Annotated in this window: 18 protein-coding genes; 8 read left to right on the forward strand and 10 right to left on the reverse strand. The window is 67.3% G+C overall.

All coding sequences use genetic code 11. The features are described from left to right. Positions 1 to 47: 47 nt before the first annotated feature. Positions 48 to 1,271 (forward strand): acetyl-CoA C-acyltransferase, encoded by a 1,224-nt coding sequence (locus L3V18_RS01690; protein ID WP_237052876.1) that lies wholly within the window; start codon positions 48 to 50, stop codon positions 1,269 to 1,271. A 315-nt stretch (positions 1,272 to 1,586) separates the two neighbouring features. On the opposite strand, the gene L3V18_RS01695 is transcribed toward L3V18_RS01690, so the two are convergent. From L3V18_RS01695 to cmk, 10 genes are all read right to left on the reverse strand, one after another. Then, positions 1,587 to 1,940: a tRNA-binding protein gene (locus L3V18_RS01695; protein ID WP_255783575.1), complete on the reverse strand. Its 354-nt coding sequence runs from the start codon at positions 1,938 to 1,940 to the stop codon at positions 1,587 to 1,589. After that, entirely contained in the window at positions 1,937 to 3,235 is a 1,299-nt protein-coding gene (locus tag L3V18_RS01700; RefSeq protein WP_237052877.1) for an NAD(P)/FAD-dependent oxidoreductase, read from the reverse strand. Before L3V18_RS01700 ends, L3V18_RS01695 begins: the two co-directional genes overlap by 4 nt. 113 nt (positions 3,236 to 3,348) lie before the next feature. Next, complete coding sequence (gene galU / locus L3V18_RS01705) at positions 3,349 to 4,275, reverse strand: UTP--glucose-1-phosphate uridylyltransferase GalU (RefSeq protein WP_237052878.1); 927 nt, start codon at positions 4,273 to 4,275, stop codon at positions 3,349 to 3,351. Then, entirely contained in the window at positions 4,275 to 6,188 is a 1,914-nt protein-coding gene (locus L3V18_RS01710; RefSeq protein WP_237052879.1) for a polysaccharide biosynthesis protein, read from the reverse strand. The genes galU and L3V18_RS01710 overlap by 1 nt, the downstream gene beginning before the upstream one ends. 4 nt (positions 6,189 to 6,192) lie before the next feature. Beyond that, a complete protein-coding gene (locus tag L3V18_RS01715) occupies positions 6,193 to 7,212 on the reverse strand; it encodes an MraY family glycosyltransferase (RefSeq protein ID WP_237052880.1) in 1,020 nt (339 codons plus the stop codon). Then, positions 7,209 to 8,387, reverse strand: a complete 1,179-nt coding sequence (gene lapB, locus L3V18_RS01720; protein WP_237052881.1) for a lipopolysaccharide assembly protein LapB — start codon at positions 8,385 to 8,387, stop codon at positions 7,209 to 7,211. The genes L3V18_RS01715 and lapB overlap by 4 nt, the downstream gene beginning before the upstream one ends. A gap of 2 nt (positions 8,388 to 8,389) precedes the next feature. Then, a complete protein-coding gene (locus L3V18_RS01725; protein WP_237052882.1) occupies positions 8,390 to 8,674 on the reverse strand; it encodes a lipopolysaccharide assembly protein LapA domain-containing protein in 285 nt (94 codons plus the stop codon). A gap of 211 nt (positions 8,675 to 8,885) precedes the next feature. Further along, entirely contained in the window at positions 8,886 to 9,191 is a 306-nt protein-coding gene (locus L3V18_RS01730; protein WP_237052883.1) for an integration host factor subunit beta, read from the reverse strand. Positions 9,192 to 9,334: 143 nt separating this feature from the next. Further along, positions 9,335 to 11,023, reverse strand: a complete 1,689-nt coding sequence (rpsA, locus tag L3V18_RS01735; RefSeq protein ID WP_237052884.1) for a 30S ribosomal protein S1 — start codon at positions 11,021 to 11,023, stop codon at positions 9,335 to 9,337. Positions 11,024 to 11,257: 234 nt separating this feature from the next. After that, positions 11,258 to 11,950, reverse strand: coding sequence for a (d)CMP kinase (gene cmk / locus L3V18_RS01740; RefSeq protein ID WP_237052885.1), 693 nt, complete (start codon positions 11,948 to 11,950; stop codon positions 11,258 to 11,260). Positions 11,951 to 12,090: 140 nt separating this feature from the next. On the opposite strand from cmk, the gene ykgO reads away from it, so the two are divergent. The 7 genes from ykgO to L3V18_RS01775 all read left to right on the forward strand — a co-directional run bounded on the left by ykgO (position 12,091) and on the right by L3V18_RS01775 (position 16,711). Continuing rightward, complete coding sequence (gene ykgO, locus L3V18_RS01745; protein WP_010342887.1) at positions 12,091 to 12,216, forward strand: type B 50S ribosomal protein L36; 126 nt, start codon at positions 12,091 to 12,093, stop codon at positions 12,214 to 12,216. Positions 12,217 to 12,455: 239 nt separating this feature from the next. Beyond that, positions 12,456 to 12,797 carry a hypothetical protein gene (locus L3V18_RS01750; RefSeq protein ID WP_237052886.1) on the forward strand — a complete coding sequence of 114 codons (342 nt, stop codon included), beginning with the start codon at positions 12,456 to 12,458 and terminating at the stop codon, positions 12,795 to 12,797. A gap of 21 nt (positions 12,798 to 12,818) precedes the next feature. Next, the gene (locus L3V18_RS01755) at positions 12,819 to 13,880 is read left to right on the forward strand and encodes an agmatine deiminase family protein (RefSeq protein ID WP_237052887.1); all 1,062 of its coding nucleotides are present in this window, start codon (positions 12,819 to 12,821) and stop codon (positions 13,878 to 13,880) included. 91 nt (positions 13,881 to 13,971) lie between these two features. After that, entirely contained in the window at positions 13,972 to 14,487 is a 516-nt protein-coding gene (locus tag L3V18_RS01760; RefSeq protein WP_255783576.1) for a DUF1697 domain-containing protein, read from the forward strand. A gap of 58 nt (positions 14,488 to 14,545) precedes the next feature. Then, a complete protein-coding gene (locus L3V18_RS01765) occupies positions 14,546 to 15,457 on the forward strand; it encodes a carbon-nitrogen hydrolase (protein WP_237052889.1) in 912 nt (303 codons plus the stop codon). Positions 15,458 to 15,459: 2 nt separating this feature from the next. Continuing rightward, positions 15,460 to 16,014, forward strand: coding sequence for a GNAT family N-acetyltransferase (locus L3V18_RS01770; RefSeq protein ID WP_237052890.1), 555 nt, complete (start codon positions 15,460 to 15,462; stop codon positions 16,012 to 16,014). Between the two features lie 52 nt (positions 16,015 to 16,066). Then, the gene (locus tag L3V18_RS01775) at positions 16,067 to 16,711 is read left to right on the forward strand and encodes a TetR/AcrR family transcriptional regulator (protein WP_237052891.1); all 645 of its coding nucleotides are present in this window, start codon (positions 16,067 to 16,069) and stop codon (positions 16,709 to 16,711) included. Positions 16,712 to 16,775 lie beyond the last annotated feature (64 nt).

Below are 16,775 nucleotides of genomic sequence, written 5' to 3' on the forward strand. Positions count from 1 at the left end.
CGGCACATCCATGTGCCGGCACACCATCCAGCATTCGGAGTGACTCCATGAGCAAGCACGCTTCAAACAAGCAAGTACAAGACGCCTACATCGTCGCCGCCACCCGCACGCCGGTCGGCAAGGCGCCGCGCGGCGTGTTCCGCAACACCCGTCCCGACGAGATGCTCGCGCACGTGCTGCGCAGCGTGGTCGCGCAGGCCCCTGGCATCGACGTCAACCGCATCGACGATGCCGTCATCGGCTGCGCGATGCCCGAGGGCGAACAGGGCATGAACGTGGCCCGCATCGGCGCATTGCTGGCCGGCCTGCCGAACACCATGGCCGCACAGACGATCAACCGCTTCTGCTCCTCGGGCCTGCAGGCGATCGCCCTGGCCGCCAACGAGATCCGTCTCGGCAACGCCGACCTGATGCTGGCCGGCGGCACCGAATCGATGTCGATGGTGCCGATGATGGGGAACAAGGTCGCGCTGAGCCCCGAGGTGTTCGCGAAGGACGAGAACGTCGCGATCGCCTACGGAATGGGCATCACCGCCGAGAAGGTCGCCGAGGAATGGAAGGTTTCGCGCGAGGACCAGGACGCATTCGCCCTCGCCTCGCACCAGAAGGCACTGGCGGCGATCGCCGCGGGCGAGTTCAAGGACGAGATCAGTCCCTACGAAGTGCTCTCGCATCAGCCCGACCTGGCCGGCAGCACCGTGCGGCTGAAGCAGAAGCTGGTCGACACCGACGAAGGCCCGCGTCCGGATACCTCGATCGAGAGCCTGGGCAAGCTGCGCCCGGTGTTCCGCAACGGTCAGTTCGGCGGTACCGTTACCGCCGGCAACAGCTCGCAGATGAGCGACGGCGCCGGTGCGGTGCTGCTGGCGTCCGCGCAGGCAGTCAAGGACTACGGCCTGACCCCGCTTGCGCGTTTCGTCAGTTTCTCGGTCGCCGGCGTGCGTCCCGAGGTGATGGGCATCGGCCCGATCGCGGCGATTCCGAAGGCGCTCGCGCAGGCCGGGCTGAGCAAGGACCAGTTGGACTGGATCGAGCTCAACGAGGCTTTCGCCGCGCAGGCGCTGGCGGTGATCCGCGATTCGGAGCTGGATCCGTCCAAGGTCAATCCGCTCGGCGGCGCGATCGCGCTCGGCCACCCGCTCGGCGCAACCGGTGCGATCCGCACCGCGACGATCGTGCACGGCCTGCGCCGTCGCCAGCAGAAATACGGCATGGTGACGATGTGCATCGGCACCGGCATGGGCGCGGCGGGTATTTTCGAGGCGTTGTAGGTTTGGCGCGATGGCTTTGGATGGAGTCGCCGCCTGCCAGGGGGGCTCCGCCCTCCGATCGGCGCTCCGTGCCTCAAGGTCGGGTCGTGGGCCTCCGCAACCCCACCCCGCCGGTCAGCGCCTTTCGCGAGCATGAAGATTCAGACGTCGGCGGTTTTTTGCTCAAAGCGCCGACCGAGTGTCGAGAAGATGGTGGATATGGGGTTTGCAGGACCACAAGCGGCATGGATGCCGTGCCCGAGCCCCCATGGACGGGTTTACGGCGTGTCCTGCAGACCCCATGGCCACCGGCTTCCCTCAAGCAAGCATCCGCATTCAAGCCATCCGCGTACCATTCGGCACCGGCCGGTCGACCGTGGTGATCACCACGCCCTCATCAGTGGGAAAACCGGTCAACAGGAATTCCGACATGAACGGCCCGACCTGCTTGGGCGGGAAATTGATCACGCCCACGATCTGCCGGCCAACCAGGTCATCGGCCTCGTAAAGCGTGCGCACCTGTGCGCTGGTCTTGCGCACGCCGTGCGGGCCGAAATCCACCCATAGCTTCCAGGCAGGCTTACGGGCCTCGGGGAATTCCTCGACCTTCAACACCGTCCCTGCACAAAGGGCCACCTTGGCGAAGTCGGCCCACTCGATCGTCGGTATTGCTCCGGTAGCATTGCTCATCGTTTGGCCAACCCTTCCGTCCAGTCCTTCCAAGCATCCCGAGCCTCGGCCCACCAATAACCCAACTGGGCGCCGATGAAACCGGCCGGCTTCATCGCCGATACCAGGCCGTAGTGGGAAAACGCCATCCAGCGTTCATCGCCCTCGGCAATCGCGCTGGCCACCACCTCGCCGGCATGCGTGGTCGGCGCGACGCCATGGCCGCCGAACGCCTGCGCCAACCATAGCCCATCGTCGATGCGGCCCATTTGCGGCATCTGGTGGCGCGCGTAGCTCATCAGGCCGGACCACGCATGCGCGACGCCGATGCCTCCGAGCTGCGGAAACACCCGAGTCATGTCCCGGTACAGCAATCGTTCGACCGCGCGCGGCGAGCGGTCGTGTATCGAGATTCGGCCGCCCCACAACAGCCGGGTGTCCGGCAAGGCGCGGTAGTAGTCGAATGCGAAGCGGGTGTCGTAGACCGCGGCCGGGGTCCGGATCGCGGTTGCCAGGCGCTCGCCCAGCGGCTCGGTCACCATCACGTAGGTCGCGATCGGCAGCACTCCAGCGTCGACGCGGCCGACCAGGCCGGCCAGATACCCTCCGCAGGCGAGCACCACGGTGTCGGCCGCGACCCGCCCGCCCGGCGTCGCGACCGTCCATCCCCGGCCACTACGGGCGAGTCCCGTCGCCGGGGTGCGTTCGAACAACTGGACGCCTCGTTCGCAGGCGACCCGTGCCAGCCCTTGCGCGTATTTCAATGGATGGAGGTGGAATGCGCCGGGCTCGAACAGGCCGTCGTGATAGCGATCGGTCAGCAGCCGTTCACGCATCTGCGTCCGGTCCAGCCATTGCCAATGAACGCCGTAGGCGTCGGCGAGCAGACGCTGGCGCGTTCGCAATACTTCGGGGTCGCGGAACCAGTTGGCCCAGATCACCCCGCCTTCCACGATGTCGCAGGCGATCGCATGATCCGAGATCCGCCTGCGGATGAGCGCCACCGCGTCGACGGTGCCGGCGTAGAGTTCACGTGCGCGTTCGCGGCCGAGATCGCGCAGCAGTTCGGCCTCGCCGCGCGAATAGCCGCCGAACACGAAGCCACCATTGCGACCCGAGGCACCGAATCCGATCTCCCGCGCCTCCAGCACCACGACACCATCGACGCCGCGTTCGGCCAGACCCAACGCGGTGTTGAGGCCCGCAAAGCCGCCGCCGATCACGCAGACGCGCGCATCCAGCGGGCTTCGCAGTTCCGGACGGCTCCCGGCAGGAGCCGTCTCGCGGTAGTAATTCGGCTGATCGCCCTCGTGCATCCAGTCCCACTCCGGGCAGCAATGCCGTGCAGCCAACCGGTCATCGTATCGTGCACCGGCGCCGTCTCATGCCGTGCCGACCCGCTCATCCGCGGCTTCCTGGCGAAGCGACGCTACTCGTTCTCGCGTACGCCAAGTTCGTCGAGCGCGCTCTGCATCATCCGGGCCGCCGCCTCGCTGAGCTTCTCGTGATCGAGCGCGTAGCGGATCGTCGCCTCGATCAGACCCAGATGGGTACCGCAATCGAAGCGGGTACCGCGGAAGCGATAGGCGTCGACCGCTTCTTCCGCCAGCAGCGTCGAGATCGCGTCGGTCAGCTGGATCTCTCCACCCGCCCCTGGCGGCGTCGATTCGAGCAGTTCGAATATCCTCGGATTCAGCACGTAACGGCCGACCACCGCCAGGGTGCTGGGCGCCACGTCCGGCTGGGGCTTCTCCACCATGGCGCGGATCCGGCCCTGGCGCTCGGAGAAGTTCTCTGTCGCGACGATGCCGTAGCTGGCGGTCTTTTCGCGCGGCACGTCCTGCACCGCTATCACGCTGCCGCCGCTCTCCTGCGCCACGTCCGCCATCTGCGACAGTGCGCCGGGACCGCGGTTCCAGATCAGGTCGTCGGGGAGCACGACCGCGAACGGCTCGTCGCCGACCACCGGCTTCGCGCAAAGCACCGCATGGCCCAGCCCCTTCGCCTCGGGCTGGGTCACGAACACCGCACGCACCCCGTTGGGCAGTACGTGCCGGACGAGTTCGAGCTGTTCCTGCTTGCCCGCGCGCTCGAGCTTCTGTTCGAGCTCGTAGGCCTTGTCGAAGTAATCGGCGACCGCATGCTTGTAACGGTTGGTGATGAACACCAGCGTGTCGCAACCGGCCTCGATCGCCTCGTCGACGGCGTACTGGATCAGCGGCCGGTCGATCACCGGCAGCATTTCCTTGGGAACGGTCTTGGTCGCGGGAAGGAAGCGGGTACCGAGCCCGGCAACCGGGAAAACGGCCTTGCGGATACGGGGGAACTTGCGGGACTGCTGCGATTGTGGGGACATCAAATCTTCCTGGCGCTGCGTGCGGGGAATGCAACGACCGTGGTCGAGTCGCCTGCGCCGATCGCTGGCGCGTCCTCGGGCAGGAACTCGGGCACCGTCGTCCGCAACAGGGTAGCAAGAGTGTCGCAGTCGTATGTCTCGGAAGCCGCGCGCAGCGCCTTGACGGCGGCCTTGATCTCCGCGGTGACGACCGTGCGCGGTTCGGCCTGCAGGATCTTCGGATGCGCGGTCGGGCGATAGCGCTCATCGGCGTGGAACAGCGTCTCGTGGAGCTTTTCGCCCGGACGCAGGCCGGTATACACCACTGCGATGTCGCGGCCGGGTTGCTTGCCCGCGAGGCGGATCATCTGGTCGGCAAGCAGACGGATCGGCACCGGCTCGCCCATGTCGAGGGTATAGATCGCCTCGTGGGTTCCTATCGCCGATGCCTGCAGGATCAGCTGGCAGGCCTCCGGGATGGTCATGAAGTAGCGTGTCACCTCGGGATCGGTCACCGTCACCGGACCGCCGTTGCGGATCTGCTCGCGAAACAGCGGCACCACGCTGCCGGCGGAGTCGAGCACATTGCCGAAGCGCACGGTGACGAAACGGGTGGTCCGCTCGTTTGCCAACGACTGGCAGATCATCTCGGCCAGGCGCTTGGTCGCGCCGAGCACGTTGACCGGGTCGACCGCCTTGTCGGTGGAGATCAGCACGAAGGTGCCGACCTCGGCAGCGCGACACGCACTGGCAACGGTCGCGGTCGCCAACACGTTGTTGCGCACCGCTTCGCGCAACTGCCCTTCCAGCAGCGGCACCTGCTTGTATGCGGCGGCGTGGAAGACCGCCTCGGGTTCGGACAGCCGCAACGCGTGTGCGATCACCGCGGGATCGCCGCAGTCGCCGAGTACCGGCATGTATTCCAGGTCGGGGAAATCGCGTCGCAGCGCCGCTTCGGTCGTGGTCAGCGCCAGTTCGTCGATCTCGACGAGGGTGATCCGGCGCGCGCCGTGACGGGCGCACTGACGGCACAGCTCGGAGCCGATCGAGCCGCCGGCGCCGGTCACCAGCACCGAGCGCGCGCCCAGCCAGTGACGGATCGCCTTCCAGTCCGGCAGCACCGGCTTGCGTCCAAGCAGGTCCTCGATCGCGACTTCCTTGAGTTCGCCCGGCAGCGACCGCCCCTCCAGCACGTCCGCCAGCCGCGGGACCATGCGGAACGGCAGGCCGGTGCGCTCGCAGGCGATCAGCACGCGCTGCAGGGCCACTGCGTCGGCCGACGGCATCGCGATGACCAGCAGCTTGGCTGCTGTCTCGCGGGCGATCTCGGCCACGTCGTTGACCGTGCCCAGCACCGGAACGCCCTGCACCTTGGTACCGCGCATGCGCACGGCGTCGTCGAGGAAGCCGACCGGCTGATAGGTGCCGAACCGGCGCAGGTCGCGCACCAGGGCCTCGCCGGCATGTCCGGCACCGAGTATCAGGATCCGGACCGAAGCGGCATTGGCGCGCTCGGTGGAACTGTCCTTCCATGCGCGGTACAGCAGCCGCGGCGCGCCCAGCAACGCCATCAGGCTGAGCGGATACAGGACCAGCACGGTCCGTGAGACCAGGTCGAGGCGGTTGTAAAGGAACAACCCCAGAGAGATCGTCAGCAGACCAAGCGCGCAGGCCTTGAAGATGTTCCACAGGTCCGGGACGCTGGCGAACCTCCATAGCCCGCGGTACAGGCCGACCTGCCAGAACACCAGCCCCTGCGCCAGCAGGACCAGCGCGATTTCGGTCGACCAGAGCGGCATCTCCGGGGGGTTCGGCAGGATGCCGAACCGCAGCCGGTGCAGGCCCTGCCACACCAGCCAGACCATCGCCAGGTCATGGGTTACGACGGCCACACGCGGCACGGTGGCACTCAATCGGTCCTGCCAAGCACTCATTGGACTACTTGTTCTCCTTGTGGGAAGGACCCGCGCCTCGCTCCGCCTTCCCCGGACGGTGCTGCAGCCACCCCCATGAAATGGCCGCGGACATATACCACGTGAACAGACAAGAAGCGATGAAGATCGCCGGGATTTCCGCCCTGGCCGGCGCCATCATGGCCAGCGCGAACACTGCGCCGATCACCGCGACAATCGCGTAACCGGCCGTCACCACCGGATGGCCATGGCGGCGCGCGTGGACCTGGTATGCGTGCTGGGTATGCGCGGTCCACCAGCGTTCGCCGCGCAGCATCCGCCGCGTCAGGGTCAGGCCGGCGTCGACCAGGAACGGAGCCAGCGGCAGCAGCAACCAGGCGGATGCCCCGTCGCGCTGGACCACCGCGACCGCGCACAGCGCGCCGACCGCATATCCGATCGCGCCGCTGCCGACATCGCCCATGAAGATCCGGGCCCTGTACACGTTGAACGGCAGGAACCCGAGGCTGCCCGCGGCCAGCGCCAATGCGATCGGTTGCCAGGGTCCGTCCAGCGCGACCACCAGCGCTCCGCCGGCGATCAGCGCCTGGCTCGCGGCCAGTCCGTCGATGCCGTCCATGAAGTTCCAGACGTTGGTCAGCACCAGTGGCGCCAGCAGTGCGACCAGCGCCGCCGCCGGCTGGGCGGACTCGAGCAGCAGCGCCAGCGCGAACAGGCTGCTGGCGAGAACATGCACGGCGAGCCGGAGCGCGGACGACAGCGGACGGTGATCGTCGAGCCAGCCTATCGCCGCCACCATTGCCAGGCCCGTCGCGAAGGCCGCCAGCGCGATACCGAAGTCGGGCAACTTCACTCCGGCCGCGACGGTCGCGGCGAGGACCGCGGCCACGATCGCGATGCCGCCCCCGCGCGGAGTCGCGACGGTGTGGCTGCGTCGCTCGCCGGGCTGGTCGAGCAATTGGCGGGCCAGCGCGTAGCGGCGGGCCAGCCATGTCCCGGCAAGCCCGATCAGGAAGAACAAAGCCCCCCAGGCGGCCAGGCTCATACCACGGCGTAGTTGAGCAGCGGCTTGACCGAACCCCACTCCTTGCAACTGGGGCATTGCCAGTGGTGGCTGCGGGCGCCGAAGCCGCAACGGGTGCAGCGATAGCTCGGATTGCGAACCAGCAACTGATCGGTGATGTGCTTGAGATCGTGCAGGGTCGCCAACGGGTCGGCACCTTCGGCCAGGGTCAGGTCGATCAGTGCCGCCTCGCCCCGGACCGACGGGCGGTCCTTGAGCTGCTGGGCCAGGTAGGCGCGTGCGGCGGCGACGCCGTCCTGCGCCTCGACCATGCGGGTCAGCGCCAGGACCGGCGCGATGCCGCGGTAGTGCTCGCACATTTCCGCCAGGAATGCGCGCGCGCCGGTGGTCTCGCCGGTCCGCTCGTAGCATGGCAGCAGCGCCGGCAGCACCTCGGGAAGGTAGTCGGGATCGCTGCGGGCGACGCGCTCGAACGCCCGGATCGCCGCGGCGTCGTTGCCGGCCTCGACCTCGATACGCCCCTCGATCATGCCGGCCCGGACGGAATTGGCGTCGGCCTCGTAGGCGCGTGCGACCGCGGCGCGCGCCGCCCCGGTATCACCCGTGGCGCGGTGCTTGTCGGCCAGCTCGCATTCGAACTGGGCGATCAGCTTTCCCATCGCTTCGCCGGTCGCCGCCTCGTAGCGCTGCGCGTTCTCGATCGCCTTGTCCCAGTCGCGCTCGGACTGATATATCCCGATCAGATGGCGCAACGCGAGCGGCGCGCGCATGTCGAGTGCGACCAGATCGCTGAACACGGTCTCGGCCCGGTCCAGCAGACCCGATCGCATGTAGTCCTCGCCCAGCGCCAGCAATGCCTGCACCTTCTGCTGGTCGCTGAGCCCGGTGCGCTGCACCAGTGCCTGATGCAGGCGGATCGCGCGATCGACCTCGCCTCGACGTCGGAACAGGTGGCCGAGCGCGACCTGGGTCTCGAAGGTTTCCTTGTCGAGTTCGGCGATATGCAGGAACAGTTCGATCGCCTTGTCGGGCTGCTCGTTGAGCAGATAGTTCAGGCCGCGGAAGTAGGTGGTCGACAGCCGGCTGACCTGGGTATCGCTATGGCGTTCGCCGCCACGGCGACCGATCACCCAGCCACTGACCGCGGCGACCGGCAGCAGCAGGAAGAACCAGAACCATTCGGTGATGAAATCCACGGTCAGGGCATCCCGTCCGACTGCTCCGGAGCGGTCGTCGTCTGCGATGCCGGCGGCCGCTTATGCAGGCGGGACAGCCGGCTGCGCATGGGCAGCACGACACTGGCGGTGATCGCCAGCCCTCCCAGCAGCACGCCCAGCAGCAGGGCCGATATCAGTGCCACGCCCAACGTGGTCCCCACCTGGACAAAGGCCAGGTCGATCGACACCAGGTCGCGGTTCAGGGCCCCGACCACGGCGCCTGCGACCAGACAGGCCAACGCTATCAGTAGACGGATCAGGCGCATCGCAGCCTCGGTCGATCGACGGGTTCGCCGCCTAGCTTAGCCGAGGACGGCTCGATGCCAGAAGCCTCGGCACGCATCCGCGAACAGAGGATGCGACAGGAAGAATGAAGGGCATCGTGCGCGTTTTCGCACGCATACCCACGCGGGCACCGTGTCGGTGCAGACGGTTTCGAACGGAGCCGGAAAAACGGAGGCGGACGCGCCGCCCGGTTCATGCAGGCGTGTCGCCCATCGGCATGACGTCGCTCACGCGCTCGCGCAGCTCCTTGCCCGGCTTGAAGTGCGGGACGTGCTTGCCCGGCAGCGCGACCGACTCGCCCGTCTTCGGATTGCGCCCCATCCGCGGCGGACGATAGTGCAGCGAGAAACTGCCGAAACCGCGGATTTCGATCCGGTCACCGCCTGCCAGCGCACCGCTCATCATCTCGAGCAGCGCCTTGACCGCCAGGTCCACGTCATCGCCCTTCAAGTGGGCCTGACGCTGCGACAGGATCTCGATCAATTCGGACTTGGTCATAGGCGATACGGAGCGTTCGCGTTGGACGTCGGGAGCAGGCTGCCGGCGTTGTCGCGCCGGAAAATCCCTGCGTGCCCAACACCTTATACAAGAAAGGCGGCCCGGCCAATGACCGGGCCGCCTCGGGTACCACGATGTGCCGCTTACTCGGACTTGCTGCCGAGCTGTTCGCGCAGCAGCGCACCCAGCTTGGTCGTGCCGCTGGCAGCCTCGGCGCTCGCGCGGTTGTAGTCGGCCACGGCCTCCTGCATCTCCGCTTCGTCCTTCGCCTTGATCGACAGCTGCATCACCCGGCCCTTGCGGTCCATGCCGATGAAGCGGGCTTCGACGCTGTCGCCGACCTTCAGGTACTTGCCGGCGTCGTCGACGCGCTCGGCGGCGATGTCGCGGGCGGCGATGTAGCCTTCCACACCGTCGGCCAGTTCAATGACGGCGCCCTTGGCGTCGACTTCCTTGACCGTGCCGGTGATCAGCGAGCCCTTGGAGTTGGACGCGACGAACTGGCCCAGCGGATCCTGCTCGAGCTGCTTCAGGCCCAGGCTGATGCGCTCACGCTCCGGATCGACCGCAAGCACCACGGCTTCCAGCGTGTCGCCCTTCTTGAAGTTGCGGACCACGTCCTCGCCGGTGGTGTTCCAGCTGATGTCGGACAGGTGCACCAGGCCGTCGATGCCGCCGTCCAGGCCGATGAAGATGCCGAAGTCGGTGATCGACTTGACCTGGCCCTCGACCTTGTCGCCCTTCTTGTGGATGACCGCGAAGGTTTCCCACGGGTTCGAGCTGACCTGCTTCATGCCCAGCGAGATGCGGCGACGCTCCTCGTCGACGTCCAGGACCATGACCTCGACCTCGTCGCCGACCTGGACGATCTTCGACGGGTTGACGTTCTTGTTGGTCCAGTCCATCTCGGACACGTGCACCAGGCCCTCGACGCCCGGCTCGATCTCGACGAACGCACCGTAGTCGGTGACGTTGGAGACCTTGCCGAACACGCGGGTGTTGGCCGGGTAGCGGCGCGAGATGTTGTCCCACGGATCCTCGCCAAGCTGCTTGAGGCCGAGGCTGACGCGGTTGCGCTCGCGGTCGTACTTGAGCACGCGCACCTCCAGCTCCTGGCCGACTTCCACCACCTCGGACGGGTGACGGACGCGCTTCCAGGCCATGTCGGTGATGTGCAGCAGGCCGTCGATGCCGCCGAGGTCGACGAACGCGCCGTAGTCGGTGAGGTTCTTGACCACGCCCTTCAGCACGGCGCCCTCGACCAGCTTCTCCATCAGCTGCTCACGCTCGGCGCTGTACTCGCTCTCGACCACCGCACGGCGGGAGACGACGATGTTGTTGCGCTTGCGGTCGAGCTTGATGAGCTTGAACTCCAGCTCCTTGCCTTCCAGATAGGCGGAGTCGCGGACCGGGCGGACGTCGACCAGCGAGCCCGGCAGGAAGCCGCGCACGTCCTTGATGTCGACGGTGAAACCGCCCTTGACCTTGCCGCTGATGCGGCCGGTGATGGTCTCGTTGTTCTCCAGCGCCTGCTCGAGCTCGTCCCACACCATCGCGCGCTTGGCTTTCTCGCGCGACAGCACGGTTTCGCCAAAGCCGTTCTCGATCGAGTCGAGGGCGACCTTGACTTCGTCGCCTTCGGCAACGTCGATCTCGCCGGCGTCGTTACGGAACTGCTCGATCGGCACGATGCCTTCGGACTTCAGGCCCGCGTTGATCACCACCACGTCACCGCGGACTTCCACCACGGTGCCGGTCACGATCGCGCCGGGCTTCAGCTTCGCCAGGTTCTGCTGGCTCTGCTCGAACAGTTCTGCAAATGATTCGGTCATTGTTGATTACTCGGTTGGACACACGGGCCGGGCGCGTGCCTGGCTGAGGCACGGAAATGCGTCCGACCCACCCGTTGAGATATGGCACGATGCCGCTGTGCCACGTGTAGTGGATGGATCCGCCGCGACAGCCGCGGCGGGGTTTTTCTTCTACTGGAGCGTCCCGGGTGCCGGATCGGCACCTTGTCCCCGGCGCTTCGCCGCCCTGGCAGGCCGGCGGGGTCGCTGCGGCGGCTACGGAGCCGCCAGGGCCAGCACCCGCTCGACGACGGTGTCGATGTCCATGCCGGTGGTATCGATGTGGACGGCGTCTTCGGCCGGCCTCAGCGGTGCCACCGCACGCTGGGCGTCGCGGGCGTCGCGGGCGAGGATCTCCCGTAGAAGACCGTCCAATGTAACCGAAACCCCTTTGTCATTCAACTGTTTATAGCGCCTTTGCGCGCGTTCCTCGGCGCTGGCGGTCAGGAACACCTTGTAGACGGCGTCGGGGAAGATCACCGTACCCATGTCGCGACCGTCGGCGACCAGTCCCGGCGGCTGCCGGAAGCGGCGCTGGCGGTCCTTCAGCGCCGACCGCACCTCGGGAATCGCGGCGATCGCCGACGCCGCGGCGCCGGCGGTTTCCGTCCGCAGCTCATCGGTGGCGTCGGTGCCGTTCACCAGCACCCTCGGTTCGCCACTGCCATCGTCCCGGAACGCCACCTCGGTATCGAAGGCACAGCGCACCAGCGCGCCGTGGTCGTCCAGGTCGAGATCGGCCCAGCCGGCGGCGACCCCGACCGCCCGGTACAGGGCTCCGGAGTCGAGGTAGTGCCATCCGAGGCGGGCGGCGACCATCCGGCTGATGGTGCCCTTGCCCGAACCGGAAGGGCCGTCGATCGTGAGTACCGGCACGGTGGAGGCCGGGGTGTGGGGGTCGGTCTGCATGGCAGGCATTATGAATGGCGGCAGGCCGGATTGGGCCCTGCCACCGCGGATCGGCTAACGACTTGATCCATCAGCAGAATAGCTGCTATGATTGGCGGCTTGATTCATCTTCCCGCTTCTTTCTACTGCCGAGGTCTGTCATGAAGGTCCTGTCCTCCCTGAAGTCGGCGAAGGCCCGTCACCGCGACTGCAAGGTCGTCCGCCGCCGTGGCAAGGTCTTCGTGATCTGCAAGTCGAATCCGCGTTTCAAGGCGCGCCAGCGCTGAAGAAACCCGGCGTATCCGAGGTACGCCAGCGGCCGGGGAACCGGTGCCGCAGGCCGGCCTCGACGCCGACGAAGGGCCGCCGCAAGGCGGCCTTTCCGTTTCCGGAGCCTGATTCCCTCCGGAGCCCGCGAGCCTGATGCGCTGCTGAGCTGGAGTTGCCAATCCGTGACGGCGAACGGCTGTGGGACCGCCCCGGCATGTGCATACAATCGTCCCCTTCCCATGCGAGGTGCCGCGCGATGAAGCCGTTCCGCTCCAAGTCGATTGTCGTCTCCACCCTGCTCGCGCTGTCGGCGGTCTCTGCCACCGCGGGTGCCGAGACCCTGCTGATCGAGCGCGTGCGCGAGACCGCCGGCGCCAACCTGCCCGCCCGTGGCATGACGATGGCGCAGGTCGAAGCCCGCTACGGCGCCCCGTCGCAGCGCATGGATCCGCGCGGCGGCCAGAAGCGCCAGTGGCCGACGATCAACCGTTGGGTCTATCCGGCCTTTACCGTCTATTTCGAGAAGGACCGCGTGATCGACGCCGTGGCCAACCAGGCCAGCGCCGACGAGATCGGTCCGAAATCCCCGATCAACTGACCGCATCGCCCCGAGCCATCGATGACCGAACCCGAGTTGCGCTTCCCGGCGGAATGGGAGCCCCAGTCCGCCATCCTGATCGCCTGGCCGCACGCCGACACCGACTGGGCCGAACGCCTCGGGGAAGTCGAGGAAACCTACATCGCGCTGGTCGCGGCGATCACCCGCTTCCAGCCGGTGGTGATCTGCGTTGCCGATGCCGACATCGAGACCTATGCGGAGATGCGGCTGCGCTCCAACCGCGTCGACATGGCGCGGGTGCGCTTCGTCGAGGCCGCTTACGACGATACCTGGCTGCGGGATTCGGGGCCGATAAGCCTGACGTACCCACCCGGCCAGTCGCGACGGTTCCGGCTGCTGGACTTCCGTTTCACCGGCTGGGGCGGCAAGTTCGAAGCCCATCGCGACGACGCCCTGGTCGGCGCGCTCGACGATATCGGGTTGTTTGCGAACAATGACCGGCAAATCATTGATTTTGCATTGGAAGGCGGCGCAATCGATACCGACGGTAAAGGCACGCTGCTGACCACCTGGCAGTGTTTGCACGAACGTCACCCGGAGCTCGAACGCGAGGAGCTCACGACCCGCCTGGCCGGCTGGCTGCAGCAGGAACGGGTGTTGTGGCTCGACCACGGCTACCTGGAAGGCGACGACACCGACGCCCATGTCGACACCCTCGCCCGCTTCGCCAGCACTGACTCGATCGTCTACCAGGCCTGCGACGATGCGGCCGACAGTCATCACGCCGAACTGACCGCGATGGGCGCCGAGCTGGCCGCGCTGCGCACCCGCGACGGCCGTCCGTACCGGCTGTTTCCTCTGCCGTGGGCCCGTCCCGTCATCGATCAGGGCCGGCGCCTTGCCGCGAGCTACGCCAATTTCCTGATCATCAACGGCGCGGTGCTGATGCCGGCCTATGGCGTCACGCCCGATGAAAGACGGGCCGACGACGCTGCCGCCGCGGTGCTGGCGCAGGCGTTCCCCGATCGCGAGATCGTCCAGGTGCCGTGCCGCCCGCTGATCTGGCAGAACGGCAGCCTGCACTGCATCACGATGCAATTGCCGCAGGGCCTGCTCGGCTGAGCCCCGCAGCCCGGCACGGTCCGCCACCGACACCGGCAGGCCGTCCGCACCGCCTATACTCCGAGGCTGCTCCGCCATCCAGCCCCAGCCCATGCCCCGCTACGTGGCCTTTCTGCGCGGCGTCAGCCCGATGAATGCGAAAATGCCCGAGCTCAGGCGCTGCTTCGAAACCGCCGGGTTCGGCAACGTGCGTACCGTGCTGTCCAGCGGCAACGTGGTCTTCGACGCCAGCGGGCGTTCCGGAACCGCGCTGGCACGCAAGGCCGAGGCCGCGATGCAGGCCTCCCTCGGCCGCAGCTTCCACACCCTGGTGCGGCCGCTCGCCCACCTGCAGGCGCTGCTGGATGCCGATCCCTTTGCCGCGCTCCCGGTGCCGGCGAACGCCAAACGGGTAGTGACCTTCCTGCCGAAGCCGCCTCCGCGGGAACTGCGGTTGCCGATCGAGCAACAAGGCGCGGTGATCCTGGCCGTGCAGGGCTGCGAAGCGCTGACCGCCTACGTCCCGGTCCCCGGCAAGCCGGTGTTCATGACCCTGATCGGGAAGACCTTCGGCAGCGACGTCACCACCCGCACCTGGGACACGCTGAAGAAGTGCGCGGCGGCCTGAGCGCCGCCACCGTGTCGTCGGCTCCCCGATCGGCCGTGCTTGTCCCTACAATCCGCGTATGAACTCCCACGCCCATACCTCCAGACTCCCCGTCGCCCTGGTGCAGGAACGCGCGATCATCGACCAGGGCCGCGACAACGCCGACGCCAACCTGGCGGTGATCGAGGACCGCGTCGCCGAAGCCGCCCGCCGCGGGGCGCGCCTCGTGCTGCTGCAGGAACTGCACAACGGTCCCTATTTCTGCCAGCACGAGTCGGTCGACGAATTCGACCTGGCCGAAACCATTCCCGGCCCGAGCACGGAGCGTCTGGGCCAGCTGGCGAAACGGCACAAGGTCGTGCTGGTCACTTCGCTGTTCGAGAAACGCGCGACCGGGCTGTACCACAACACGGCGGTGGTGTTCGACGCCGACGGCTCGATGGCCGGCAAGTATCGCAAGATGCACATTCCCGACGATCCGGGGTTCTACGAAAAGTTCTACTTCACCCCGGGTGACATCGGCTTCGAGCCGATCGACACCTCGGTGGGCCGGCTCGGGGTGCTGGTGTGCTGGGACCAGTGGTATCCGGAAGGCGCGCGTTTGATGGCGCTGGCCGGCGCCGAGTTGCTGCTCTACCCGACCGCCATCGGCTGGGACCCGGACGACGCCCAGGACGAGAAGAACCGTCAACGCGACGCCTGGGTGCTGAGTCACCGCGGCCACGCGGTCGCCAACGGTTTGCCGGTGCTCAGCTGCAACCGGGTCGGTCACGAACCCTCGCCGCTCGGTGCGTCCGGCATCGACTTCTGGGGCAACAGCCATGTGCTCGGCCCGCAGGGCGAGTTCCTCGCGGAGGCCGGCAGCGGACCCGGGATCCTCATGGCCGAGGTCGACCTGCAGCGCAGCGAGCACGTGCGACGGATCTGGCCGTTCCTGCGCGATCGTCGCATCGACGCGTACGGCGACCTGCTCCGACGTTATCGCGACTGACGATGGCCGCGGCGCCGTTGCTGCGCGACGCCGTCGAGGCCGACGTGCCCGCGATCGCGGCGCTGTACGCGCATCAGGTCGAGCACGGCGTCGCGACCTACGAGTACGGCGCACCGGATCCGGCCGAAATGCGGCAACGCTGGCGGTACCTGGCCGATCGCGGCTTTCCGTACCTGGTCGCCGAACTCGACGGACGTTTCGCCGGCTATGCCTATGCCGGGCCTTACCGCGGTCGCATCGGCTACCAGTGGACGGTCGAGGACACCGTCTACGTACAGCCGGATCTGCATGGTCGCGGCGTCGGCCACGCGCTGCTGCAGGCGCTGATCGAGCGTTGTACCGGCATGGGCTTCCGGCAGATGGTCGCGGTGATCGGCGATGGCGACAACCGGGCCTCGATCGCCCTGCACGAGCGGCTGGGTTTCCGTGCCGTCGGTGTGTTCCGTGGCCTAGGCCGCAAGCATGGGCGCTGGCTGGATACCGTCCAGATGCAGCGCCCCCTGGGCGAGGGCGACCGGACGCCGCCGTCCTCCACCGCCGTGGCCTGGCCCGATTGAGCCCCGACGGACGGTCATCCAATTATCGAACGGTCGTGCTATTTTGCGGGCCGTGAACGCATCGGCCACCACCCGCAAAGGTTCTGCCACCCGCGAGGCGATCATCGAACAGGCTTACGGTTTCGCCTGTGCCGGCGGACTGGAAAGTCTGTCGATCGGTCCGCTGGCGCAGGCCGTCGGCATGTCCAAGAGCGGTGTATTCGCCCACTTCGGCTCCCGCGAGGATCTGCAACTGGCCGTGCTCGAACAGGCCGGCGAGCGCTTCGTCAATGCCGTGCTGCTGCCGGCGCTCGCCGCGCCCCGCGGCCTGGCGCGACTCAGGGCGATCGTGCTCGGCTGGTTCGACTGGGTGCGCCAGAACGAGGGGGGCTGTCTCCTGCTCGCCGCGATCAGCGAATACGACGACCGTCCGGGCCCACTGCGCGACCGGATCCTGCAGCACCAGCGGATCTGGCGTCGCGAGCTCGCCCGCGCGATCGGACTGGCGGTCGAATCGGGCGAACTTGAGGCGGCCACGGACCCCGAACAGCTCGCCTTCGAGCTGTACAGCATCGCCCTCGGCGTGCACCACGATGCCGGGCTGTTCGGCTATGCATCGGCCGCCGAACGCGGCCGCAAGGGGCTGGAGCGCCTGTTGTCCGCATATGCGTCGACCCGCCGCGCTCCCGGCTCCTCTCCTCCATCGGCTGACGACTGACCTCATCGGGTGCCTTGCCATGAACCGATCCTCCGCAAAAAATAGCACGACCGTTCGATCCAAT

It is taken from the genome of Marilutibacter chinensis (assembly GCF_021725675.1).
In the GTDB taxonomy this organism is placed as follows: domain Bacteria; phylum Pseudomonadota; class Gammaproteobacteria; order Xanthomonadales; family Xanthomonadaceae; genus Marilutibacter; species Marilutibacter chinensis.